This window comes from Pedobacter sp. CG_S7, assembly GCF_040544395.1.
In the GTDB taxonomy this organism is placed as follows: domain Bacteria; phylum Bacteroidota; class Bacteroidia; order Sphingobacteriales; family Sphingobacteriaceae; genus Pedobacter.
Genome location: NZ_JBEONS010000019.1, coordinates 33,317 through 58,908 on the forward strand (window position 1 = coordinate 33,317; position 25,592 = coordinate 58,908).

The 25,592-nt window shown below is 35.5% G+C and carries 16 protein-coding genes; 13 read left to right on the plus strand and 3 right to left on the minus strand.

Annotated elements, in window-relative coordinates:
* Nucleotides 1-3: 3 nt before the first annotated feature.
* The 10 genes from AAKU52_RS11240 to AAKU52_RS11285 all read left to right on the plus strand — a co-directional run bounded on the left by AAKU52_RS11240 (nucleotide 4) and on the right by AAKU52_RS11285 (nucleotide 17,822).
* Complete coding sequence (locus tag AAKU52_RS11240) at nucleotides 4-1,407, plus strand: RagB/SusD family nutrient uptake outer membrane protein (protein WP_354333429.1); 1,404 nt, start codon at nucleotides 4-6, stop codon at nucleotides 1,405-1,407.
* 45 nt (nucleotides 1,408-1,452) lie between these two features.
* On the plus strand, nucleotides 1,453-2,655 hold the full coding sequence (locus AAKU52_RS11245; RefSeq protein ID WP_354333431.1) for a glycoside hydrolase family 88 protein: 1,203 nt from the start codon (nucleotides 1,453-1,455) through the stop codon (nucleotides 2,653-2,655).
* Nucleotides 2,656-3,060: 405 nt separating this feature from the next.
* A complete protein-coding gene (locus AAKU52_RS11250; RefSeq protein ID WP_354333433.1) occupies nucleotides 3,061-4,119 on the plus strand; it encodes a LacI family DNA-binding transcriptional regulator in 1,059 nt (352 codons plus the stop codon).
* A 377-nt stretch (nucleotides 4,120-4,496) separates the two neighbouring features.
* The gene (locus AAKU52_RS11255) at nucleotides 4,497-5,867 is read left to right on the plus strand and encodes a sugar MFS transporter (RefSeq protein ID WP_354333435.1); all 1,371 of its coding nucleotides are present in this window, start codon (nucleotides 4,497-4,499) and stop codon (nucleotides 5,865-5,867) included.
* 230 nt (nucleotides 5,868-6,097) lie between these two features.
* Nucleotides 6,098-9,274, plus strand: a complete 3,177-nt coding sequence (locus tag AAKU52_RS11260) for a SusC/RagA family TonB-linked outer membrane protein (RefSeq protein WP_354333437.1) — start codon at nucleotides 6,098-6,100, stop codon at nucleotides 9,272-9,274.
* A 12-nt stretch (nucleotides 9,275-9,286) separates the two neighbouring features.
* Nucleotides 9,287-10,861: a RagB/SusD family nutrient uptake outer membrane protein gene (locus AAKU52_RS11265; protein ID WP_354333439.1), complete on the plus strand. Its 1,575-nt coding sequence runs from the start codon at nucleotides 9,287-9,289 to the stop codon at nucleotides 10,859-10,861.
* Between the two features lie 99 nt (nucleotides 10,862-10,960).
* On the plus strand, nucleotides 10,961-11,599 hold the full coding sequence (locus AAKU52_RS11270; protein ID WP_354333441.1) for a carbohydrate-binding family 9-like protein: 639 nt from the start codon (nucleotides 10,961-10,963) through the stop codon (nucleotides 11,597-11,599).
* Nucleotides 11,600-11,763: 164 nt separating this feature from the next.
* A complete protein-coding gene (locus tag AAKU52_RS11275; RefSeq protein WP_354333443.1) occupies nucleotides 11,764-13,200 on the plus strand; it encodes a glycoside hydrolase family 28 protein in 1,437 nt (478 codons plus the stop codon).
* Nucleotides 13,201-13,316: 116 nt separating this feature from the next.
* Nucleotides 13,317-15,446 carry a polysaccharide lyase family 8 super-sandwich domain-containing protein gene (locus AAKU52_RS11280; protein ID WP_354333445.1) on the plus strand — a complete coding sequence of 710 codons (2,130 nt, stop codon included), beginning with the start codon at nucleotides 13,317-13,319 and terminating at the stop codon, nucleotides 15,444-15,446.
* Between the two features lie 243 nt (nucleotides 15,447-15,689).
* Nucleotides 15,690-17,822 carry a DUF5916 domain-containing protein gene (locus tag AAKU52_RS11285; protein WP_354333447.1) on the plus strand — a complete coding sequence of 711 codons (2,133 nt, stop codon included), beginning with the start codon at nucleotides 15,690-15,692 and terminating at the stop codon, nucleotides 17,820-17,822.
* A 187-nt stretch (nucleotides 17,823-18,009) separates the two neighbouring features.
* Here AAKU52_RS11285 and AAKU52_RS11290 read toward each other — a convergent pair whose 3' ends face one another.
* Both AAKU52_RS11290 and AAKU52_RS11295 read right to left on the minus strand, forming a co-directional pair.
* Entirely contained in the window at nucleotides 18,010-18,810 is an 801-nt protein-coding gene (locus AAKU52_RS11290) for a phytanoyl-CoA dioxygenase family protein (protein WP_354333448.1), read from the minus strand.
* A gap of 2 nt (nucleotides 18,811-18,812) precedes the next feature.
* Complete coding sequence (locus tag AAKU52_RS11295; protein ID WP_354333450.1) at nucleotides 18,813-20,021, minus strand: MFS transporter; 1,209 nt, start codon at nucleotides 20,019-20,021, stop codon at nucleotides 18,813-18,815.
* A 133-nt stretch (nucleotides 20,022-20,154) separates the two neighbouring features.
* On the opposite strand from AAKU52_RS11295, the gene AAKU52_RS11300 reads away from it, so the two are divergent.
* Nucleotides 20,155-21,027 carry an AraC family transcriptional regulator gene (locus tag AAKU52_RS11300; protein ID WP_354333452.1) on the plus strand — a complete coding sequence of 291 codons (873 nt, stop codon included), beginning with the start codon at nucleotides 20,155-20,157 and terminating at the stop codon, nucleotides 21,025-21,027.
* Nucleotides 21,028-21,843, plus strand: a complete 816-nt coding sequence (locus AAKU52_RS11305; protein WP_354333454.1) for a sugar phosphate isomerase/epimerase family protein — start codon at nucleotides 21,028-21,030, stop codon at nucleotides 21,841-21,843.
* A 52-nt stretch (nucleotides 21,844-21,895) separates the two neighbouring features.
* Here AAKU52_RS11305 and AAKU52_RS11310 read toward each other — a convergent pair whose 3' ends face one another.
* Nucleotides 21,896-24,106, minus strand: coding sequence for a glycoside hydrolase family 52 protein (locus AAKU52_RS11310; protein ID WP_354333456.1), 2,211 nt, complete (start codon nucleotides 24,104-24,106; stop codon nucleotides 21,896-21,898).
* 318 nt (nucleotides 24,107-24,424) lie between these two features.
* Between AAKU52_RS11310 and uxuA the strand changes: the two genes are divergently transcribed.
* Nucleotides 24,425-25,585 carry a mannonate dehydratase gene (uxuA, locus tag AAKU52_RS11315; RefSeq protein ID WP_354333458.1) on the plus strand — a complete coding sequence of 387 codons (1,161 nt, stop codon included), beginning with the start codon at nucleotides 24,425-24,427 and terminating at the stop codon, nucleotides 25,583-25,585.
* The last annotated feature ends 7 nt before the right edge of the window (nucleotides 25,586-25,592 follow it).

Sequence of the window (25,592 nt, forward strand, 5' to 3'; positions counted from 1 at the left end):
ATTATGAAATTATTAAAATATATATTGCTCTTGAATTTGTTATGGATGACCTCATGCACCAAGCTGGATGAAAATCCAGATGCATTTATTTCACCGGTAAATTTTTATAAAACTAAAAACGATGCACTTGCAGCTATCACAGCTGTTTATTCACCGGTTCGTTTAAATGGTTTTATAGCACGTAATTATGTGATTCTAGGAGAAATTACCACCGATAATATGTTTCCGCTAAGCATCAGTGCACCGCGAATTGAGCTTGATAACTATGTTCATACCTCACAGAATGGAATCTTGCGTGAAACATGGGATAATTTTTATATTGGAATAACCCGTGCCAATGCTTCAATTAATAAAATTCCTGCTATTAGTATGGAAGAACAGCTTAAAACAAGGCTGGTGGCAGAAGCTAAATTTTTAAGGGCATTTTACTATTTTCACCTAGTGAGGCTTTTTGGCGATCTTCCCATCGTCACTTCAGAAGTGAGTTCATTGGATCAGCTTACTTTTCCAAAACGTGATCCTAAAGCTGAGGTATACAAACAAATTATTGCAGACCTGAAGGATGCAGAGACTATTTTGCCCGTGGCTTATAGCGCTGGAGATCGAGGAAGAGCGACAAGTGGTGCTGCAAAGGCTTTTCTAGCCAGTGTGTACCTTACCTTAAAAAACTATCAGTTGGCTGTTGATAAAGCAAATGAAGTGATAAACTTAGCCGGAGCAGGTTATGGCCTTTGGGATACTTATGGAGAAGTTTATGATATTAAAAATGAATTTGGAAAAGAAGCGATATTTGATGCTCAGTTTATGAGTGGTTCTGGTGGACAAGGAGGGAACTTAATTGCCTTTTTTGCTCAGGAAAATAACAGTGTGGCAGGAAGAGGATTTGGATCTTTCCAACCCACTCCAGAAGTATATGATAGTTATACTGCAAATGATAAACGTAAAGCTGTATTTTTTACCAAAGGTACCGACAACAAATACTATGTAAATAAATGGATCGACTCGGATGCTGTAACAGAAAATCAAAGTGATAATAACTTTCCTCTGATGCGTTTTGCTGAGGTTGTATTGACTTATGCAGAGGCTTATAACGAAGTGAACAGCCCGGTAAATGATAATCCGGCTTATAAAGCGGTGAACAGCATCCGACAAAGAGCAGGACTGACTCCACTACAAAATTTATCTCAAAATGATCTTCGTGATGCAATTTTACAAGAACGCAGGTTAGAATTAGCTTTCGAAGGAAGAAGGTGGTTTGATTTAGTGCGTACAGGGAAACTAGTTTCCACTTTGAGCGCAAAGGGAACAGTAAATATTAAGGAGTACCATAATCTATTTCCTATTCCTCAATTTCATATAGGCGTTAATCCTAATTTAGCTCCTCAAAATCCAGGCTATACACAATAGTACTTTTTTATAAACCTTTAAATTAATAATAAATTGATTATGAATATGAAGCAAATATGGTTACTCGTTTTAATACTTAATATCTCCATTGCAGGTATTGTCAACGCACAACAAAAAGTAATAAAGGATGCTGATTTGTTGAAAATGGCAAAAAAAGAATTGGTAAGTGCTGCCAAACAATACAACTTCCTGAAAACTCAAATCAACCCTGATCAGTTCCCCAAAGCTTATTTTCCTGAAAATGATTCTCTCTCCACAAGCAATTCATCGTGGTGGTGTAGCGGATTTTATCCAGGCTCCTTATTGTATCTGTACGAACAAACAAAAGACGCTTCGCTAAAAAAAGAAGCTGTCCGAATTTTAAAAGTACTGGAAAAAGAGCAGTTCAACAAGAATACTCATGATTTGGGTTTTATGATGTTCTGCAGTTTTGGTAACCTGAACCGTTTAGAACCTAAAGAAGAATATAAACAGGTTTTATTAAATAGTGCAAAATCATTATGTACTCGTTTTGATCCGAAACTGGGCGTTATTAAATCATGGGACTCTAAAAAGCCGGCAGACTTTCTAGTCATAATTGACAACATGATGAACCTGGAGCTTTTGTTTTGGGCTACAAAAGTTACAGGTGATTCAAGCTATTATCATATTGCCGTTAAGCATGCTGATAATACCATTAAAAATCATTACAGACCTGATTATAGTTCTTATCACGTGGTCAACTATAGTAAGGATATGCCCGGAGAAGTGCAACGTAGACATACTGCGCAGGGCTATGCTGATGAATCTGCTTGGGCAAGGGGACAAGCATGGGGTTTATATGGTTTTACATTGATGTATCGGGCTACAAAAGATGAAAAATACCTGAACCAAGCGAATAAGATTTCTGATTTTATTTTAAATCACCCAAATTTTCCGCAGGATAAAATAGCTTATTGGGATTTCAATGCACCGAATATACCTGACGCAAAAAGGGATGTATCTGCTGCTGCTATTATGGCTTCTGCTTGGCTTGAACTGGCTGATTATACAAACCCTGAAGATGCTAAGAAATACCTGAATAATGCAAAAGAAATTCTCGTGACTTTAAGTACAGATAAATACAAAGCAAAACCGGGCACTTATGGTGGATTTATATTGAAGCATAGTGTTGGTCATTTACCTGCTCATTCTGAAGTCGATGTGGCTATATCTTATGCAGATTATTATTACATTGAAGCATTGTCAAGGTTAGTGAGTAAGATTTAAATCATCTTTTTTTAAATCAATTTAATTATCCTTCCCCAATCTTAATTAAATAACCTGAACTATAAAACCCTAATGATCTTTAAAGATTTATTAGGGTTTTATAGTTTTGGTATTAGCCTAATCTTTTAAGATGGATCACATCAGCAATTAAAATTGCGTTTCATTATGTTAAAATTGTTAGGATAAGAATTTGAGTAGTGCCTTTCGATTACGAGCAGAACTGAAGTGCCAGAATATTTTCTTAACAAAGAACACCAATCAATTATTATATTTGAAAGAAATAAACTTTTATTTTCAATTCCATTAGTTTACTACCATATATAATGTTTGAACATAAGTGAGTAAAAAGCTGATTTGGTTTTTTATTTTGAATAGTACTAAGGTGTATTAAATATTTATATAATAATGAAAAAAAATAATTTAACAGGGATTAGAGAGATAGCTAGATTAGCAAATGTATCTATTGGTACTGTTGATCGAGTCATAAATAACAGGATTGGTGTTTCTCCGGAAACTAAAAAGAATGTTTTGGCTATAATGAAAGACCTTGATTACCAGCCTAATATTTTAGCAAGAAGACTTGCTTCTAAAAAGTTATTAAAATTTGCAATTTTGATTCCTTCCTTCTCTCAGGAAACTGATTTCTGGAAAGCCCCACTAAAGGGGATTGACCTTGCCGAATCTGAAATTAAACAATATGGTATTACTATTGAAAAATATTTTTTTGATCAAAATGATAAAAATTCCTTTATAAAACAAAGTGAAAAAATACTTAAAAGTAATTTTGATGGCATTTTAATTGCCCCAATTTTTGTGGATGAGTCATTAAAGTTTTCTAAATCTTGTAATCTGCTACAAATACCATGTGTTTTTATCAATTCTGATATACCCAATGAGTCCAGGCTAAGTTATATTGGACCTGATTTATTCCATAGTGGTTATTTAGGTGCACAATTGATGAATTATGTAGCAGAAGAAGCTGGTAAAATTTTAATAATTAATATTTCTAAAGAGATTAATAATTACCATCACCTTTTGAGAAAGGAAGATGGCTTTAGGGCCTATTTTGAAAATAATAACAAAAGAAATCAGGTCATAAAAACTGATATTACGCAGACTGATTTTAATGCTGTTTCAGCTGATCTTACTAAAGTCCTTGCAACACATGGCGACATTAAGGGTATTTTTGTAACAAATTCAAGGGTTTTTTCTGTTGCGGAGTTCCTGGAGAAATCTGGCAATGAAAATATAGCATTAGTGGGTTATGACTTTTTAAATGCGAGTATTGAATACCTTAAAAAGGGAACCATAGATTTTTTAGTTTGCCAGCAGCCTCAGGAGCAAGGTTACAAAGGTATAATGACATTATATCAAAATCTTGTATTAAATATACCTGTTGAAAGCACTTATTTTATGCCAATAGATATTATTACGAAAGAAAATTATCTATTCTATCGAAATTAATTCAGTATGCATTCATTTTTGATAGGAGTTGAACTTATAAATATATAAATAGGAGTCAACCTATTATTATGCTGCATTAGCATAACATAAGGGCTTTTTTAATCTTTTATAATTTGATATTCGCCTTAAAAAAGAGGTAATTCCTTTTTTATCACCCGATTCAAATTTAAATTCAAAACAACCATTAGCAAGTTTTTTACTTAATTGCAAAATAAATTGTTTTTTGTACAAATAATAGTATATTCGTGTACGTTCACGACGATAGTGTTATTAACTGCAACTTTAGGTGAAAATAATTTTAGTAGTTCTTTATTAATACTTTTACGTGTACGTAAACGCTTTACTTTTATATGCTTATAAATATATAAATAATACCTATGTCTGGTAAAATAATTAAAACTAAAAACGTAGTGCATTCGGGTTCTTTAAATAAAAGACAGACACTTATATCTATGATGATTTTAAGCGGATTGTTTTTTGTCTTCGGATTTATAACATGGGTTAACGCGATTTTGATTCCATATTTTAAAATAGCTTGTGAACTCACCAATTTTCAATCCTATTTAGTTGCCTTCGCTTTCTATATTTCCTATTTTGTAATGTCTATTCCTTCCTCCTTTTTACTTAAATCAGTTGGCTTCAAAAAGGGGATAATGTTAGGGCTTTGGATCATGGCAATAGGAGTATTTATTTTTATTCCTGCAGCATTAACAAGAACGTACGAGATTTTTTTAATTGGGTTATTTACTATTGGTTCTGGATTGGCCATATTACAGACCGCTGCTAATCCCTATGTAACTATATTGGGTCCCCAGGAAAAGGCAGCAAGTCGCATTAGCATAATGGGAATATGTAATAAATCAGCTGGAATTATAGCTCCTTTAATTTTTGCCTCTGTAATATTTAGGGTTACAGACAGTGATTTACTAAATCAATTGCCTTCCATGGGCTTAGTCGAAAAAAGTGAAGTATTGAATGAACTTATTAGAAGAGTAATTTATCCTTATGCTATCCTTGGTCTGGTGTTAACTGGACTTGGCGTTTTTATTCGTTTCTCTCCATTACCTGAAATTGATACAGAGGTAGAAAGTGATGAACTTTCTACCATTAATGCAGATAAAAAGAATTTATTCGATTTTCCATACCTCATATTAGGCGTCTTAGCCATTTTTTTTCATGTAGGTACCCAGGTTATTGCCATTGATACTATAATAGGTTATGCAAATTCTATGGGGATACAGATTATGGAAGCAAAAGTTTTTCCTTCTTATACCTTATTTACTACTATAATCGGGTATGCATTAGGTATTATGGTTATTCCTAAATACATTTCTCAAGTAAATGTTTTCCGAATCTGCACAGTTTTAGGTGCTGTATTAACATTATTAATCATCTATTCTCATGGTACCTATTTTATTCTTGGCCATAAAGCAGACATATCCATTTGGTTTATTGTATTACTTGGAACGGCTAATTCATTAGTGTGGGCCGGTATATGGCCATTGGCTTTAAATAATTTGGGTCGATTTACCAAAGTCGGTGCTTCTATGCTCATCATGGCCCTTAGTGGAAGTGCTATTTTCCCTCTAATATATGGTCATTTCGCTGATCTATATAATGTAAGAAGTGCTTACTGGATTTTGTTTCCTTGCTATCTATACCTGATATTTTATGCCTTTTATGGCCATAAAATTAAATCATGGTTACCATTGGTTAAAAAAGTTTCCCTAAAAACTGAGCTCGTTTAGCATTACTGCAAATGTTTTCTATATATCTGATTATAAATACATAAAATAAAATCAATCAAAAATAAACCAAACTCAAACTTAACTAAATTAAAATGACATGAACTGAAATTTTACCCAGCATTTATTGGGGTAATAAATGCACAAGTGCATCTTTCTGAAACCCTATTTTTTTAATCAGGTAGCCAAATCCCTGGATCAATAATAATAATTCAATTTTTAAACGCAAAAAAATGAAAAAAATGCAATTAACAAGTAATTCTTCTTTTTTTGGCTTTTACAAGATTCTTAAGCCAAAGCATACTTTTTTTATTGCTTGTGCTTTATTTATCTCTTCTAATGCGATTGCAAATAACGGGTCAATTGAAAAAAATGATTTGAACACAGCAGACGATGAAGTAAATCAGCCATCAAGACTACAAAACCAAACATATTTTAGTAAATCATTAAATTCTTCCAATTTAGGAACCACCAAAAAGGATATAAATGTTAAAGGATCTGTAAAAGATGAAGGAGGTATTTTTATATCAGGGGTTACTGTTACCGTTATCGGAACTAATCTTCGTACAGTTACTGATGCTAATGGAGCATTCCAGATCGTAGCACCTGAAGGAGCTACCTTGCGCTTTACCTATGTAGGTTATCTCACACACAACCTAACTGTAGCTAACAATGCTAAGTTTGATGTTGTAATGAAAACAGATGAAGCTAAATACCAGCTTAATGAAGTGGTTTTAGTGGGCTATGGAACACAAAAGCGTTCAGATATTACAGGTTCAGTTACTTCAGTACCTAAAGAAAGATTATCTCAATTGCCAGTTACCAACGTACTTCAGGCAATTGAAGGAACGACTGCAGGATTAAGTGTTTCACAAAGATCTTCAGTTCCTGGAAGCTCTGCAGCAGTATTAATTAGGGGGGTAAATTCAATTAATGCTAATACTTCTCCACTGACAGTAATTGATGGAGTACCATTCAGTAACATGGGTGGGTCGATGAATGACATTAACCCAAATGATATTGCTTCAATTGAGATTTTGAAAGATGCATCCGCAGTTGCCATTTATGGTACCCGCGGTTCTAGTGGGGTGATTCTCATTACGACTAAAAGAGGTAAAACTGGCGAACCCACAATTCGCTATAGTGGTTATGGAGGTCCTGAATTTCAAAATAAAACATTAACTCCTTTAAGTCCAAAGGATTATATTCAAAAATATTTGGATTTTTCTAAACAAAGAAATGTAACGCCTAATAACCCTCCAGTGCCTAATCAATATGAAGCTGAAAATTATAATGCAGGGAAAACAACAGATTGGCTGAAAGAAATTTCTCAGCAAGGTGTAATTCAAGACCATAATTTAAGTATATCAGGCGGAAGTGAAAAGATAAAGTATTTCGTATCTGGAGCTTACCAAAAGCAAAAAGGTGTTTTGAAAGGTTATCAATTTAATCGTGGTTCTTTTAGATCGAATTTGGATGCTAAAGTTACTAGTTGGTTAACTGCAGGAACATCCATATTTTTTTCTAACAATAATACCGATGGTGGAACAGTAAATTATAGCAATGCGCTGCAAATGAGTCCTTATGGCAGATTGTACGAGCCAAATGGTACCTACACTATTTTCCCAATGTATTCAGAGACGAATTTTAGAAGTCCGTTGCTTGGCTTAAATTTAGATGTAATTAACCGTGATAAAAATCTTAACGGAATATTCTATGCCGAAGTTAAACCGCTATTTTTAAAAGGTTTAAAGTATCGGGTAAATGCTAATTATGCTTTTATGCCTACGCGTTATGACTCTTATAGTGGAGTAAATGCAGGAAATACGCTTGGTGGAACGGCTACAATAAATAAAACAGAAACGAACAGCTGGATTGTGGAGAATCTTCTTTCTTATGAGAAAGATTGGAAAGACCACCATATAGACTTCACTGCCTTATATAGTGCACAGGAAAAAAAGTATAATGCGACGGGTATGGTAGGCAGCACATTTGTTAACGATGATTTATCTTTCAATAATATTGGAGCAGCAGGAGTAGTACAAGCCAGTTCTTTTTTCAGTAGAGAGTCATTGATTTCTCAAATGGGACGTGTAAACTATTCTTATAAAAGTAAATACCTGATTACTGGAACCACCAGGCGAGATGGTTATTCTGCTTTTGGTTCAGGTACTAATAAATATGGTATATTTCCATCAATAGCAGTTGGGTGGAATATTTCTAGTGAGAATTTCTTGAAAAATGTTAAACAAATTGATAACATTAAACTTCGGGCTTCTTATGGTACATCAGGTAACCAAGCTGTAGGTGTTTACCAAACATTAACTACTCAAGGTATTACCAAATACATCTATAATAGTGTTACAGCGGTAGGTTTGGTGTCCAGTTCACTCAATTCAAATGGTGTTTTAGGTAATATTAATTTAAATTGGGAGAGTACAACCGGTACAAATTTGGCCGTAGATTATTCCTTATTTGATAGTAGAGTGAGCGGTACGCTGGAGGTTTACAAATCTAAAACGAAAGATGTATTGTTGAGACGTAAAATCCCTGCAATCACTGGCTATCCAAGTATATTTGATAACCTTGGAAGCGTAGAAAACAAGGGTATTGAACTTACACTGCATACTATTAACATTAGAAAAGACAATTTTACCTGGTCAAGTAATTTTAATTACTCGGCTACCCGTAATAAAATCACTTCACTTTACGGTAATAACCAAGATGATATTGGTAATAAATGGTTTATTGGAAAACCTTTATTTGCTATTTTCGACTATCAATTAGCAGGAGTTTGGCAAGAAGGGGAAGATGCTTCACAAGTTGATCCAGGTGCGCTGCCAGGAAGTTTGAAATTTGTTGACATCAACAATGATAAGAAAATTACGGAAGCAGATAAAGTTTATCAGGGTACAAGTTTGCCAAAGTGGGTAGGGGGAATGATCAATAATTTCAAATACAAAAATTATAGTCTAAGCATATTCCTGCAAACCTCACAAGGATCTATGATTAACAACCCCTTGTTGAACTTGCAGAGTTATGGTGGCCGTGTAAATATTCCTAAGGAGGTGAGTTACTGGACAGCTGAAAATAAAAACAACCTACAGCCATCTTTAACTTATACCAATCCAAGATTATATGCCTACCCAGTAAAACAAAATTATACCAGGGTAAAAGACATCACCTTCAGTTATAATTTACCGGCTGCTTCAGCAGAAAAATTAAAAATTGGGAGTTTAACTGCATTTGTGAGTGGTCGTAATATTTACACTTTTACTAACTGGGTTGGTCTTGATCCTGAATTAAGTGTAAACGGTAATCAGGCTGGTTCTGCTAATGCTCCGCTTAGCTATGGAATTTATCCTTTGGTATCAAGTTTTGTAATTGGTTTAAATGTTACTCTACGTTAAAAATTAAAAATCATGAAAAAGATTATTCTTTTATTGCTTATTACTTCAGTTTCATTCGGTTTCTATTCTTGTAAGAAAAGTTTCCTTGATGAAAAGTCTGACTCTGCTTACTCACCCGAAAGTACATTTAAAAACGTAGCAGGGCTGGAAGCTGGAATTGCAGGTTTGCAGGCTTCCGTTAGAGAACAATATACCATGCAGGTTACGCAGTCTTTACTAGCTGTTTTTCAAGTTGGAACTGATGTGGCTTTAAATGGCCTTGATGCTGGAGAAGCAGCTCCATTTCATAATTACTCCCTGCTAAACTCTCAAAATCCTGCGGCTGTATCTTATTGGACTTGGGCTTATAAAGTAATTACCAATTCAAACCAGATTATAAAAGGTGCTTCAGACAGTTCGGCTGTTCTTACAGGCGTACAACGCAATCTTTATTTAGGTGAGGCAAAATTTTATAGAGCTTATGCCTATAACTTCCTTGTTACCTTATGGGGGCCGGTTCCGTTAGTTGATCAACCCTTAGATAAGCCAAAAACAGATTTCACCCGTGCCACACTAGAAAGTTTAAATACTTTTATTAACAACGACCTTCTATTTGCTGCTGCAAATCTTCCAGCGGTAGATGCAGTTTCAAAACCAGGAAGAATAAGTAAAGAAGCAGCAAATCAATTGCTTGCTGAGGTCTACCTGCGACAAGGGAAAAATGATCTTGCAGAAGCACAATGTATGAATGTGATCAACAGTAAGAAGTTCTCTATGATAACTGCCAGGTATGGTGTTAAGAAAGCACTTTCAGGAGATGCTTTCTCTGATATGTTTATTTATGGTAATCAACGTCGCAGACAGGGAAATACGGAAGCCATTTGGGTTCAGGAACTGGAATTTAACATTCCAGGTGGTTCTTCAAGTTTAGATCAGCACAGAAGAGTTTGGGTACCCTATTATTCCAATGTTAAAGGTTTGTTGGTTGCTGATTCTTTAGGTGGCCGTGGTATTGGTCGCCTTCGCTTAAGTCCTTGGGTAATCAATAACTTATATAAAGCTAATGATATGCGTAATTCAAAGTACAATATTTACCGTACATTCTATTACAATGACCCTTCAAATGCTAAATTTGGGCAAAAAGTTATTCCAGTTCCAGCCGATACATTGTATAGTATAGTTCCCTTTACTACCAAATGGAATCATTTTATTGCTACAGATCCAACGGGTAACGGTGCTTATAAAGATTTGATTACCATGCGTTTAGGCGAAACCTATCTTTTACTCGCTGAGGCACAGTTTAAGCAGAATAAATTACCTGAGGCAGCCATAAGTATCAATGTTTTGAGAACCCGTGCAAATGCTGCACAGGTAAGCGGATCAGATATAACGCTTGATTTTATTTTGGATGAGCGGGTAAGAGAGTTAATTGGGGAAGAAAACCGCAGAATGACATTGGTACGAACGGGTACACTGGTAGATAGGTTGAAGAAATTAAATTTCCCTCAAAATTCTACTGTTCAAGCTTTCAATCAACTTTTACCTATACCTCAAACAGAAATTGATTTGAATAAGGATGCAAAACTGGAACAAAATCCAGGGTATTAATACTTATTATAACATGAAGAATGCCTCGCATTTTTGCGAGGCATTCTTCATGTTTCTTTAACCATAAAAACAAATTTCACTCTTTTTACTTCATCAAAAATGTATATACCATTATTAGATTCCATTTCCCGAAGTTCTGCTATCAAAGAGGTATCAGCGCTAATGGATAAGCAACCTAAGAATGAGCTCAATCATCAACCCTGGCCTGAGTTTAAAAGCAATAGTAAAACCAGCTTCGCAATTTCACATTCTGGAGATGCCATTTTCTTAAAGTATTTTGTGAAAGAAGATGTCATAAAAATAGTAATGCATAAAACTAATGACCAGGTTTATAAAGACAATTGCGTGGAGTTCTTTATTGCTTTTGGATTAGAAAAGGAATATTACAATATAGAACTCAACTGTTTAGGCGTATGCGCCATGGCTTATGGTGAAAGTAGAATAAATAGAAATATTTTGTCTGAAGAATTAATTAATAAAATTCAGACAAGTATCATCATTGAAACTGCAACGCCCAATAGTGCTACGAAATTTGAATGGGAGATCACACTTTTAATCCCGATAGAAGTATTTGGGTTCAGTAATATAAGAACTTTTAGTGGCCAAAATGGTAAAGGTAATTTTTTTAAATGTGGTGATGATTTACCGGAACCACATTTTTTAAGCTGGAAAAATATTAATGCAAAGACACCAAATTTTCACCTGCCCGAATTTTTTGGCGCATTAGAATTTGGTTAATCAAGCTTCATCATAAAAATAAAACTTTATACTAATATAAAAATAAGCCAAGCTAACCTTTTGAAATTATTATCGAAAGATCATTAAGAATAGATACTGGTGAATTAAATCAAAGAAATTTTAAAACAAAAAACATGATACATCAAAAAAAAATAATATTAATTATGCTGATTTTTTTACAATCTGTAGCCGTATTTGCTAAAGATTATAAAGCATCTCTATTTAATATTAAATCAGACGGATCTACTATGAATACAAGATCAATTCAATTTGGTATTGATTATATCAGTAAAAATGGTGGTGGAAGATTGGTTTTTTATGTAGGAAGATATTTAACAGGATCTATTCACCTCAAATCTAATGTAACCCTACAGCTAGAGGAAGGAGCTGTACTTTTAGGTTCTACCAACCCTTTTGACTATGATAGGATAGGTAATACAGCCCTCATACATGCAAGAAATGTTGATAATGTAGGGATCACAGGTAAAGGTATGATTGATGGCCAGGGCAGAATGCTTGCTAATAATAGCATTCAGAATGTGCACATGGGGGTTTTGGAAGATGGTTTAAAATATGACCGTACCAGAGAATCAATACGACCAATGATCATTTATTTCCATACTAGTACCAACGTTAATATTAAGGAAATTACTTTAAAAAACTCTGCCTGTTGGTTACAAACTTATGAACGGTGCAAAAACCTGGTAATAGATGGGATAACCGTAGACAATGTCGCTTTTTGGAATAGTGATGGGATTGATATTGTTGATTGTGATAATGTTGTGATCACTAACAATAACATTGATGCGGCTGATGATGGCATCTGCCTTAAATCTCATGATGAGAAATTTTATTGCAACAATATTCTGATAGAAAATAACATTGTTCGTACAAGTGCTAACGGTATAAAGTTAGGTACAGCAGGGAAAGGTGGTTTTAAGAATATTAAGGTTATTAATAATACCGTTTATAATACTTACCGTTCTGCTATTGCATTGCAAAGTGTTGATGGTGGATTTTTAGAAGATATTTTAATTGATGGATTAAAAAGTACCAACACTGGTAATGTAATTTTCTTGAGAATAGGAGAAAGAGTGCCCGGAAAAAAATCAACCATGCAACGAATCAATATCAAAAATATAGTGGCGGATGTTCCATTTGAAAAAGCCGATGCTGGTTATGATTACGAAGGTCCGATAGAAGATATGCCAAGAAATATCTCACCAATAATAATTGCTGGCCTACCGGGTCAATATATTAATGATGTGTCTTTTTCAAATTTTGAAATTAGCTACCCTGGTCGTGGTAACAAGTTTATAGCTTTTGTTTCTTTAGATAATTTAGACAGTATCCCAGAACTACCTGAAAATTACCCTGAATTCTCTATGTTTAAAGAAGTTCCAGCCTGGGGTATCTATGTAAGGCATGCAAAAAACATCAACTTTTCAAATATCAAATTAAAGGCAGAAAAAAAGGATTACAGATTGCCTATTGTGATGGATGATGTTCATGGTGCTGAACTTAAGAAAGTTACTTTTGAGCAAATAGGGCAAAAGAAATTAATACATACTAACAAATCTACCAACGTAACAGTCCATTAGTATATAAACTTTTCCTTTCCTTTAGGAAGGGGTAGTTTAACTATTTTTAATAAACTCATTTTTTATGGATCACCATAAATAGCGTTATATTCGAAATTATTATGGTTTTAAATGAGATGAATAGTATTTTTATTAAAAAATTAAGTTTATTAAGCATTGTATTCTTCACTTTTTTTAATGCTTTTAGTCAAGATGAATTTAAGCTTATTGAGGCTAAAATTAATCAGCATTTAAAAGCTGAGATGGAGGCAAATAAGCTGAGTCAATTTATAACTCTAAATAGTTCTTCACAGCAGCTCGATGGGAGTTGGAAAGACATCAGTTATGAATCTAAAGTAGAAACCGGATGGCAGCCACTGTTACATTTAAACCGGATTAAATATTTCGCCTTAGGTTTTGTAACCGAAGGGAATAAATATTATGGTAACCAATTGCTTTTAGAGAACCTTATTAAAGGACTAGAGTTTTGGTATGGCAAAAACCCAATAAGTAACAATTGGTTTCAAAATGAAATTGCATCACCTACGGCTTTGGGTGAAATACTAATTTTGTTAAATAAGGATAAAATGCTTCTTCCTAAAGCTTTACAAGATTCTTTATTAGAAAGAATGAAGCAAGGAAATATTTTAAAGGCTGTTGGAGCTAATAAATTAGATATTGCTACTCATTTTATATACCGGGCCTGTATTACAAAAGATCAAAATTTAATGTCTTTAGCTGTAGGCGAGGCTTTTAAACCCATTTCCTATACAAGCAAGGAGGGGTTGCAATACGATAATTCTTATTTACAACATTCAGCTCAACTACAAATAGCTAGTTATGGTCAGGTATTTTTAATTGGCGAATATAAACTCGCCTCCTGGTTACAGGGTACAGGCTACGGATTGTCAGCAGATAAATTGCAAATCCTGGATAACTATTTGATAAACACTTATTTACAAACGATCCGTGGCCGTTACATAGATTTTAACACGGAAGGGAGAGGGATATCTAGAAATGATATTTTAGATAAAATGGAGATTACTGAAAGCGGGACTAAAAAAACTTTATTAGCTATGGCTAAATCAGTGAGTCCAGAAAATTCGGCATTGTTTAACGCAGCACAGGAACGTATTTCTCAAAAGCAAGCGCCATCTTTTAATATTTCACCTTTACATACTCAATTTTGGAAGGGAGATTATACCCTTCACATCAGACCTGGCTATTCTTTTAATGTTCGAACTGTATCAAAACGAACCATTAGAACAGAAGTAGGTAATAAAGAAAATTTACTTGGTAAGTTTTTACCAGATGGTTCAACAAACATTCAACGAAGCGGAGCAGAATATTATAATATCATGCCAATTTGGGAATGGGATAAAATACCTGGCATTACGAGCAGGGATTATAAAAAAGAGCAGCCCTTTACCATTGAATGGGGTGAAAGAGGAATAAGTCGTTTTGTTGGTGGGGTGTCTGATGGCGTTTATGGTACTTCTGTTTATGATTTAAATTATAATGAAGTTGCAGCTAAAAAAGCCTGGTTTTATTTTGATAAACAAGTGGTTTGTCTGGGTGCGGAGATCAATAGTTATGCCCTCGAAAATATAGTGACTACCATTAATCAAAGTTGGAAAAACGGCAATGTTAAAGGTTATGCAGCAGGTAAAATCATTAATTTTAAGGCTAAACATGATAGCAGCAGTCCAACGTGGATATGGCACGACAGCATAGGCTATTATTTTCCTAATCCAAGTAAACTGGAAATTAGTAAACGCACGCAAAAAGGGAGCTGGTCATTGATAAACGGCAAAGGGTCTAAGAAGAAAATTAAAGGACAGGTTTTTAAAATGTGGTTTGATCATGGTTTCGATCCTATAAATGAAACTTATGCTTACGTTGTAAAGCCTGGCGTAAGTGAAGCAGATATGAAAAGTCAGCCTCAAACTGAAATAAAAATACTTGCCAATAACAGTAGTATGCAAGCAGTTAAAAATGAGGATTTAAAAATGATACAGGTAGTGTTTTATGAGGCTGGCACATTGACTGATCCAAACCTTTCCATTACCGTCGACCAACCATGTGTTGTGCTGTTGAGGGCCATTGAAAGTGAAAAGCCAATCATTTATTTGGCAGATCCTACTCAAAAGTTAAAATCTATTCAGATTGCAATCCAACCAGCGTTAAGTAAGGTGGAGCATATAAAGGTCATAGATCTTCCAATCGGAGATTTTGCCGGTTCTACTGTGAGTTATGAAATAAAGTAATAAAATAGCTCAGGTAATCAAATGAATTTTTGAGGAGTTTAATGATAAATGCAATAATTATGATTTTCTGTTGGTACATTTAGGCATCCTTTAATAGGTATAACTTGTACCATAAGGCTATCTAAGCATAAAGTTTGCTTAGGAAAGCCAACCAAACGTAACCTAACCACTTGTATTTGAACCATGCTTTATTCTTGCCGACAGCATTTAAAAAAATCCTTTTACCTAATCCTCCTTCATTGTTTGTTTAATTTAGGTGCTAGCGCACAAAAAGAGAATGCAGCATACAAATACCATATTCGCCGTACAAACTCGGCAATTACCGTTGATGGGTTAATGAATGAACAGGCCTGGCTGCAGACCGATTCAGCAAATAATTTCCATATGGTTTTACCGATGGATACCAGTTTAGCCAAAGTACGTACGACAGTACGTATGACTTATGATGACAATAATTTCTACATATTGGCTATCTGTTACACAACTGTTCCGGGCCCATATATGGTAGAATCACTCAAACGGGATTTTAATTTTGGAAAGAATGATAACTTCATATTTTTTATTGACCCTTTTGATGCGCGTACTGATGGCTTTACATTTGGTAGCAACGCAGCGGGTGCACAATGGGACGGTAGCATGTATGAAGGCGCGAAGGTAGATTTGAACTGGGACAACAAATGGGAGTCTTCTGTTAAGAATTATCCCGATAAATGGGTTTTTGAAGCGGCCATTCCCTTTAAAAGTATCCGTTATAAAAAAGGAATCAAAGAATGGGGCATCAACTTTAGTAGAAATGACCTTAAAGCCCGGGAGAAATCGAGTTGGGCACCAGTTCCGCGTCAATTTCCAACGGCTTCGCTTGCTTATACGGGAACAATGATTTGGGAAGAGGAGCCACCTGCCTCAACAAGCAATATTTCTGTTATTCCATATTTGCTTACAGGCATTTCAAAAGATTACCAAAACAAAAAGCCAACAGCCTACCATCACGCAATAGGGGGGGATGTTAAGGTTTCACTAACGCCATCGATAAACCTTGATGTTACGGTTAATCCAGATTTTTCACAAGTAGAAGTGGACCAGCAAGTGATTAACCTGAACCGTTATGAATTATTTTTCCCTGAGAAACGCCAGTTTTTTCTAGAGAACGGCGATATATTCTCCAACTTTGGATATGCTGAAATAAGGCCTTTTTTTTCCCGCCGTATCGGACTCAATCAACCTATTAATTTTGGTGCAAGACTTACTGGTAAACTGAATAAAGATTGGCGCATTGGAATTATGGATGTTCAAACAGGAGATTCTGATGAAAATGACATTGCTGCTGGCAATTATGGCATGCTTACGCTGCAACGAAGGTTATTGGGTAGGTCAAACATTGGTTTCTTATTTGTTAATAAACAGGTTACTGGTGCTGTTTCTACAGCAGCAGGAAAAGCTGAAAGTTATAACAGGAATGTGGGTATGGAGTTTAACTTGGCATCATCAAGCAATGCTTGGACAGGGAAATTGTTAGGATTGAAGTCATTTACACCAGGCCTTACAGGTCGTGATTTTGTGCTTGCTAGCCATTTACAGTACGTGAGTAAATCCTTCACTTTATACCTGCAAGAGGAGTATGTCGGCAAAAATTATCATGCTGCAGCAGGCTACCTACCACGCGCTGGGCATATTAAGATAAGTCCTAAATTGTTGTATACCTTTTTTCCAAAAAAAGGTGTTCTACTGAGTAAAGGTATACAGTTTACTTCTAATTATTATTTAAATGAAAGCTTTAACCGCACCGATAATGAAAGCGTTTTATCTTACTCAATGACTTTCCGTAACCAGAGTACAATCATTATCTCGGGAATTAACGAGGATGTGAAGCTGCTGCTACCTTTTGACCCCACCAATTCAGGGAAAGAAAGTCTCGCTATTGGCAGTCGCCACCGGTATAATACGCTTAATTTACAGATCGTATCAAAACAACAAAACTTATTTACTTACCTGCTGGAGGGTACCTATGGCGGGTACTACGACAAAGGGAAACGTATAAGTCTTTCGGGTCAAATCGGTTATCGCTTTCAACCCTATGTAAACATTGCTATCAATGGCTCTTATCAGGATTTGCGTTTGCCAGCACCTTATGGCAATACCAGGTTCACCCTGTTTGGTCCAAAGATGGATGTAACCTTATCTAACAAATTGTATTTTACGGGCTATATGCAGTATAATGAACAGCTCAAGAATAGGAATATTTACACGCGTTTTCAATGGCGCTATAAACCTGCTTCAGACTTCTTTATCGTTTATGGAGATAATTCACAGCCATCCCCTTATACTGTTAAAAACCGCCAGCTGACCATAAAGTGGACTTACTGGTGGAACATCTAATTAAAACAGAGACGGATAATAATCATTTCTAACACAGTATTTACGCAATGTTCTATTGTATGAACATTGCGTTTGCATTGGGTTACCATTGCGTTAACATTGCGTTAACCCTAATTAATCATGCATTTCTTCTAGTCAATTATTGAATCGGGAGCCACCAAATATTGACTCCAAATAGGAGCTTATTTTATTTTAAAAGAAAATTAGCATTCTCCTTTATTCCTTCATTCGAAGAGTTTAATAAACGTTCATCTTTGACGATTTGAATAGGAGTGGTTGAAGATTGATTTTCTCCCTTAAAAGGCTTATTGCAAATTAAGTTATAGGCTGAAATTAATGACCATCGTGGAGAGTCGCTGTTATTCGTGTCAGAACGGTGGATGGTATTGCTATGAAAAAATAAAGTATCTCCAGGTTCCATCTCTACATAAACCAATTCCAATCTTTTGAGCGCTTCATCTACTCTTTCCTGATTTGCGCCAACCTGTTCGCCACTAAATCCATGGTCTATCCTGCCTAACAGATGAGAGCCTTTGATAACCTGCAAACAGCCATTTTCTTTTGTTGCAGCGGTTAAGGCAGTAAGTACACTCAGCATTTGTGGGTATAAAAATCCATCTCTATACCAGTAGCCATAATCCTGATGCCATTCCCATGCGCCACCTACTTTTGGTTCTTTTTGCATTAATTTAGAGTGAAAATGAGCGGGCTCTCCTTCCAGTAACAAGCTTACCGCATTTACAATCCGCTCGCTTCTTGCCAATAAACTATATAAATCATCAGCTAAAGAATACCATAAGGCTAATTTGGTTCTTAAACCGTTGGCATCGCCCCGGTCATAAGATTTATTGCTGATTACTTTATCATTGATGGCTGTTTCATGCAGTTTGCTTACTTCATCTTTACTCAACATTCCTCTAATGAGCAGATAGCCATCCTTATCAAATTTAATTTTATCTTCTGGTATTATTTTTTTGTAATTCATCATTATTATGTTTGGGTTGATTTAATTTCTGGAATAAAGCGGGTGAGAATAAAATAGCCGATAATGTAAGTACAGCTAACCATGATAAAGATGTAACTGTAACCTCCGGTATAAGCTAAAATTCGTCCTGTAAGTAGCGACAATACGATACCACCACTTACCGCAGATAGCGTAGCCACCCCCATTACGGTACCTACTTCTTCGGCGGGATAAATATCTGTGATCAGGGCAAAAATATTAGCTGTCCAACCGCAGTGCGCGGCTGCTCCTAAACCGATAAGGATTACGGCAGTCCAAAGTTGGTCTGTAAGGCCAACGGCAGAAAGCAGCAAAGCCATTAAAGCACAGATCAATAAGGTTAATTTTCTGGATGGATAAATTCCTTTTCCTTTTTTGACCAGGTAAGAAGAATAGCTTCCCCCGGCAATACTTCCTGCATCAGCCATAAGATAAACCACAATTAAAGGCCATCCCAATGAAGCTGTGCTAACTGATTTTGTTTCATTAAGGAATTTTGGTAACCAGTAGAGTAGAAACCACCAGGTTGGATCAGATATAAATCTCACCAAGCAAATGGTAAGTGTTTCTTTTCTGAAAACCACCTGTTTCCAGCTCTTGTTTTTTACAGAGATAGTAGAGATATTTACTTCTACTTTAGGTTTTTTATAAATCAGCAGCCAGCATATGATCCATATAAATCCTAAAGCACCAGTTAGGATAAATGCCCATTGCCAACCATACCGTAAAGCTATAAAAGGAATAAGCAGTGGAGCTATTATTGCACCAATATTAGAACCAGCATTAAAAAAACCAGTTGCAAAAGCTCTTTTAGAGGCAGGAAACAATTCTGCTACTGTTTTTACACTGGCAGGAAAGTTAACCGATTCTCCAATTCCCAGGCCAAATCTTGCCACACTAAAACTGAAGACCGATCTTGCAAGAGCATGAGTCATACCAGCAATGCTCCATAAGAAAACCGCAATGGCAAATATCCATTTTGTCCCATATTTATCCAACAATTTTCCTGTTAATACCACTCCCAAACCATAAGAAACTTGAAAGGAGGTAACGATGTAACTGTATTCTACTTCTGTCCAATGGTAGAGACTTTGTAACTCTGGAGCAAGAATACTTAAAACATGTCGGTCGAGATAATTAATGGTTGTACTGAAAAAAAGCAGGATACAAATTTTCCATCCATAAGATATTTTCATAAAGCTCGCAAGGTTATTTGGTTTAACTAAGCTAAAGCAATAAAATAGGTTGGTTTAAATGGTAATTTGCTATTTATAGAACAAATTTTGCTTTAATAGGAGTATTTTGAAAATATTTAATGATTATTGTACTATGAAACCGCTTCATCTTAAAGTACCAGGCTACAGTAAATTTCATATTGATGTTAGAAAAGAGGTGGTAAGTTGTTTTTCTAATCCGTGGCATTTTCATGAAGAGCTGGAACTGACCTATATCATTCAAAGTGAAGGGACAAAGTTTATTGGTGATCATATTTCTGAATTTAAATCGGGAGAGATTGTTCTTTTGGGTTCCCGGTTGCCTCATTATTGGAGAAATAACAGTTCTCACTATCAAAATAGCTTAGAAAATAGTGCGGAGGCAATTATCATTCGATTTAGTGAGGGCTTTGCTGGGGAAGAGTTTTTAAAAATCCCACCAATGAAACCAGTGCTCGATTTAATTCAGGATGCCAGAAGAGGAATCTTTATTACGGGGCAAACCAGCGCCATACTACAAAAGAAAATGTTGGCCTTTCTTACCATGAACGAAAGTCAGAAAATAATTGGCTTAACAGATATTTTATTAACTATTGCCGAACAAAAAGAGTTTAGTTTTTTATGCAGTATTGGTTATGCGCACCATTATAAAAGCAACGACATCGAAAAGATAGATGCGGTATATGATTATGTGTTGGATAATTTTATGAATGACCTAAGTGTAAAAGCGATTGCAGCCAGGTGTAATATGAATACAGCAGCATTCTGCAGGTATTTTAAAAAGAAAACGGGGAAGACATTTAAAGATTTCATGAACGAAATCAGGCTTGGGAATGCTTCAAAATTATTACTGAAAGGTGATTTCACCATTTTTGAAGTTGCTTTTGCTTCGGGATTTAATAACCCATCTTATTTTAATCGCTTGTTTAAAAGAATGACTGGCTTAACTCCAAAACAATATCAAAAGGAATATATAAATCCAAATTAAATGATGGAAATAAAATTTTATGTGCCAAGGTGGGGAAACAGGCATTCAACCTGGCTTGCTTTTTTAGAAAAAGTAAAGCAGGCGGGATATGATGGGATCGAAGCTAATCTACCTGCAGATCAGGAAGAGAGGGAGGAAATGCTCACCCTTCTAAAAGCTAATCAATTGGAGTGGATTGGGCAACATTTTGAGACCACTACCGCTGATTTTGTCGCACATGCACAACAATATGAGTTCAGGTTATATGATTTAGCAGTGGCGAAGCCGCTCTTTATTAATTCACAGACTGGGAAGGATTTCTTTTCCCAAACGCAAAATGTTCAGCTTATTGAAATTGCTGAACGGATAAGTAAAGAAACAGGAGTTACTATTTTACATGAAACGCATCGGGGCAAATTTAGCTTTTGCACTTCATCTACAGCTTTTTATTTAGATAAATTCCCGGATTTGAAGCTGACAGCAGATTTTTCGCACTGGTGTTGTGTGGCAGAATCATACCTGCAGGATCAGCGAGAACTCGTTTGGAAAGCAATTAGCAGGACTCAACATTTTCATTGCAGGGTTGGATATCCGGGGGGACCACAAGTTAACCATCCGGCGGCTCCAGAATGGAAGGAAGCTTTAGGTTTTCATTTGGAATGGTGGGATGCCATTATTCAACATCAATTGGAAAATAAGGCAAAGTCAGTTACAATTACCTGTGAGTTCGGTCCTTTTCCATACATGCAGCAGCTTCCATTTACGCAGGAACCACTAAGCTCTTTATGGGATATTAACCTTTTTATGAAGGCTCTTTTAAAAGAAAGATATTTATAATAATCAACTCCTTTTTTTCTATAAAAAAGGAGTTGATTATTAAAGTAAATTATTAATGCTTTTGCTGAGCAGTAGTTTTTAAGAGCCAGTAGCCTAAAGCAGAAATCCCTCTTGGATACCAATAGCCAATCCAAACATCTCCTTTTTTAAGCAATCCATCATTATAAGCATAAGGACTATTCTTATTCCATTCATAGATATATGCTGCTGTAGAATGATCAATTCCATACCATTGTGAGGCAACTACATCAGCAACTATTGTTTTGCTAAACCAGGTGGTTCCTTCATCTGTAGTTAAGTTAATGCCATAATCAGTTATACTTTCTGCGTAAGTAGTAGGATAATCCTTTTTTAATACACTCGCGAGTTCTTTTAGTAAGGGAGATTTCGAACCACCTAAACCGGGTAAAAATAAACCTTCACCAATCATAACTGAACGCTGTTTCCATTTGGGGAATTTTTCGTTTAAACTAACGGGTATATAACCATATTTTAGTTGCGCTTTTTTTAAGGTTGCCAGAATGGTACGGGCTTCAGTTTCATATTTTGCGGCTTGTTTATTTCTTAATTTCTCGTTATTAACTTCAATCGCTAATCTTTGAAATCCTGCGCCTTCACCATCAACAACACCAGCTTTGGTCACTTCAATTGATACCGCTTTTTCTTTAATCGCTAATGCCCTAAACATTTCTGAAGCAACTACGTAAGCAGAAAACTGCTTTGAACCCAGAAAAGTGTTATCCGGAGATAATTTTAGCGATTCATTGGCATCATAGGTTGTCCATCCATAGGCCATATCAGCTATTCCGTTTCCATTCACATCTCTGTTGATTACGGATTGCAGCAATACATCAACCGTTCCTAGTATTGATTTAACGAATGCATCGTCATTACTTATTTTCCAGTACCAATAAAGAAGGAGAACAAAAGAAGTATTCTCCTCTACAGCCATGTGCGGTCCATAATTGTAATTTGCTGTTTCACTAACAAAGGGTAAATCACCTACATCATGATGAAGATAAGGGCCGTATGCTGCAGCAGTCATCCCTTGTTGATAGGACGGCTTATTTTGAACAGCATTTGCTGGTACGGTAACTTCTGCTCTAGCAATATAATCTGTCCATTGCGCCAGTTGAAGTTTTAATCTCCATGGACTGAAAATCGCATTTACTTCAGTTTCGTGGGCTACGTCGACTGTACTTAAATGTTTAAATCTTCCTTCAGAAACGTAAAACCTTGGGTTATTATTTTCATCAAGGAGAAAGAAGGTATTAGCCAAATCTGTATGGAAGGCTAATGCAAGAGTCCATTTTTCTTTTGTAGTAATACTGCTTTTCATTAAAGCATCTTCAAATTCTTGAGTTAGTTGAAGATTTTTATCAAAATTTTCCTGTGCATATTTTAATACTTCCTCAACGTTATTCCAATATTTGGTGTAATAAAACTTAAGGGATTGATTTACCCGTCTATCTTTAATAACTATATTATCATTATAAGCAGCATAAATCTGAGAAAACTCTTTTTTACTTTTAGGATTGATGGAGAAATTATAAACTAACCCCCCAAAGCCATCATTGTTAAATACACCATTGGCTTTGTTTTTAACAGCAGCTAAAACGATTTTTCCATTTACGTCTGCATTGTCGCGAAAATAGATTTGCTGTTCCAAATTATCAGGCTTAATAGGCTCCAGACTCATAAAATTAAAGCTTTTTACCGGTGTTTTGGCCAATGCGATACTCAATTTACATGTTTGTATTGTGCTATTGTTGTTTTCGATATTAACAAGAAAATAATATCCTGGAAAAATCTGAACTTTGATCGCAGTACTGTCTTGGAGGGTTTCCGATTTAGTAAAAGAGGATATTAAGGTAAAACTGACAGCCATACCCTCATCTGTTTGTCCGGTTAAGACCATGGAAGTGGGGCCAAACTTTAATTGTTGATTTTTAAAATAGTGTGTATTTCTGGGCAGTGAGGTCGTTCTGAAGCAATAGCGTTTATTATTATGCTCTAAACTGATTAGTAAACCTGTTTGTTCGTCCATATCAAAACCCAAACTTCCAGTCTGAATGTTTTGCTTCTCATTTAATAAGGAGAAGGTGAACCTACTGCCTAAACGAGAATTTAATAAGGAAAAATGAGTTGTATCTGTTAAAGCAGTTAGGGGCAGGTCAGGCTCCAACACAAAGCTTTGCGCCTTGATGGTAAGTGCTATAGCAGCAATTAGTACCGTTAAAATCGCTTTTTTTAATTTCATCATGATTGTTTATTTTGTTTAAAAGAATCTCAAGATTGCTGTTCATAAACTTGGATCGGGTAAATAACTTTTGGATTCAAGGATAAAAAAATTCAATACTTATTTTGAAGTCAATAAAAATAAGTAAAAATACACTATATTCGTGTACGTTAACGTTGATTCCTATTGTAATTTAAAGGCGTCAAATTTTTTAGTGATACCTGGGCTCTTGATTGTCTGTCGCTGTTCGTATTTGGCTTTGCAATCAGGTTCAAGAGATGGAAAAAGGGTAGAAAAACAAGAAGATTATTTAACATTTATAAATACCATATGAAATTTAACATGGAACAAACTTGGCGTTGGTTCGGACCTTCAGATTCTGTGACGTTAAGGGATGTAAAACAAACTGGTGCTACAGGAGTGGTAACCGCATTACACCATATTCCATATGGAGAAATATGGACTGTAGACGAGATGATTAAGAGAAAGCGTATTATAGAAGGTGCTGGTCTAAAATGGTCTGTAGTTGAAAGTGTAACAGTACATGAAGATATAAAAACAAGGACAGGGAAGTATAAAGAATATATTGAACATTATAAAAGTAGCGTAAGAAATATTGCAGCATGTGGGATACCTGTAATTACTTATAACTTCATGCCGGTAAATGACTGGACCCGCACTTCTTTGAATTATGAAATGCCTGATGCTTCTTTAGCCCTATATTTTAATTGGATAGACCTTGCCGTTTTTGACATTTTTATATTGAAGCGGAAAAATGCAGATACTTCTTATTCTCCTATTGTTTTGCAAAAAGCGGAAGAGCGGTTCAAAGGTTATTCTAAAAAACAATTGGAAGATCTTGCCGGTGTGGTGATGTTTGGAATTCCTGGAGAAAAGAAAGCTTCTACTTCTGATATGCTGGAGAAGCTTGAATTATACAATGATATTGATGCAGATACCTTGCGGGAAAATCTTTGTTCTTTTCAAAAAGAAATAAGTGCTACAGCGGAAGAATGTGGTGTCAAATTAGCGATACACCCAGATGATCCTCCTTTTCCGATTTTAGGTTTGCCCAGAGTAGTGAGCAGCCAAAGTGATTTTGACTATTTCTTAAATAAGGTTGATAATCCTGCAAATGGAGTTTGCTTTTGTACGGGTTCTTTAGGTGCTTCATCAAATAACTATTTGCCAGCTATGGTTAAATCAATTGCTGAAAAGATTCATTTTGTACACCTTAGAAATGTGGCAAAGGATAGCGAGGGTAATTTTTATGAAGCCAGTCACCTGGGTGGAGATAGTGATATGTATGCTATTGTTAAAGAACTGGTGTTATTGCAACAAAAATTAAAAATTTCAATTCCATTTCGGCCAGATCATGGTCACCAAATGCTGGATGATTTAAATAAAATTACAAACCCTGGATATTCTGCCATTGGCAGATTAAAAGGTCTTGCCGAAATAAGAGGACTGGAAATGGGAATCCTAGGTTCGTTAATAGTATAAACTTCAA

Coding starts and splice junctions, on each gene's coding strand:
- AAKU52_RS11240 (WP_354333429.1), top strand. CDS start 4: ATGAAATTATTAAAATATATATTGCTCTTGAATTTGTTATGGATGACC.
- AAKU52_RS11245 (WP_354333431.1), top strand. CDS start 1,453: ATGAAGCAAATATGGTTACTCGTTTTAATACTTAATATCTCCATTGCA.
- AAKU52_RS11250 (WP_354333433.1), top strand. CDS start 3,061: ATGAAAAAAAATAATTTAACAGGGATTAGAGAGATAGCTAGATTAGCA.
- AAKU52_RS11255 (WP_354333435.1), top strand. CDS start 4,497: ATGTCTGGTAAAATAATTAAAACTAAAAACGTAGTGCATTCGGGTTCT.
- AAKU52_RS11260 (WP_354333437.1), top strand. CDS start 6,098: ATGAAAAAAATGCAATTAACAAGTAATTCTTCTTTTTTTGGCTTTTAC.
- AAKU52_RS11265 (WP_354333439.1), top strand. CDS start 9,287: ATGAAAAAGATTATTCTTTTATTGCTTATTACTTCAGTTTCATTCGGT.
- AAKU52_RS11270 (WP_354333441.1), top strand. CDS start 10,961: ATGTATATACCATTATTAGATTCCATTTCCCGAAGTTCTGCTATCAAA.
- AAKU52_RS11275 (WP_354333443.1), top strand. CDS start 11,764: ATGCTGATTTTTTTACAATCTGTAGCCGTATTTGCTAAAGATTATAAA.
- AAKU52_RS11280 (WP_354333445.1), top strand. CDS start 13,317: ATGAATAGTATTTTTATTAAAAAATTAAGTTTATTAAGCATTGTATTC.
- AAKU52_RS11290 (WP_354333448.1), bottom strand. CDS start 18,810: ATGATGAATTACAAAAAAATAATACCAGAAGATAAAATTAAATTTGAT.
- AAKU52_RS11295 (WP_354333450.1), bottom strand. CDS start 20,021: ATGAAAATATCTTATGGATGGAAAATTTGTATCCTGCTTTTTTTCAGT.
- AAKU52_RS11300 (WP_354333452.1), top strand. CDS start 20,155: ATGAAACCGCTTCATCTTAAAGTACCAGGCTACAGTAAATTTCATATT.
- AAKU52_RS11305 (WP_354333454.1), top strand. CDS start 21,028: ATGATGGAAATAAAATTTTATGTGCCAAGGTGGGGAAACAGGCATTCA.
- AAKU52_RS11310 (WP_354333456.1), bottom strand. CDS start 24,106: ATGATGAAATTAAAAAAAGCGATTTTAACGGTACTAATTGCTGCTATA.
- uxuA (WP_354333458.1), top strand. CDS start 24,425: ATGGAACAAACTTGGCGTTGGTTCGGACCTTCAGATTCTGTGACGTTA.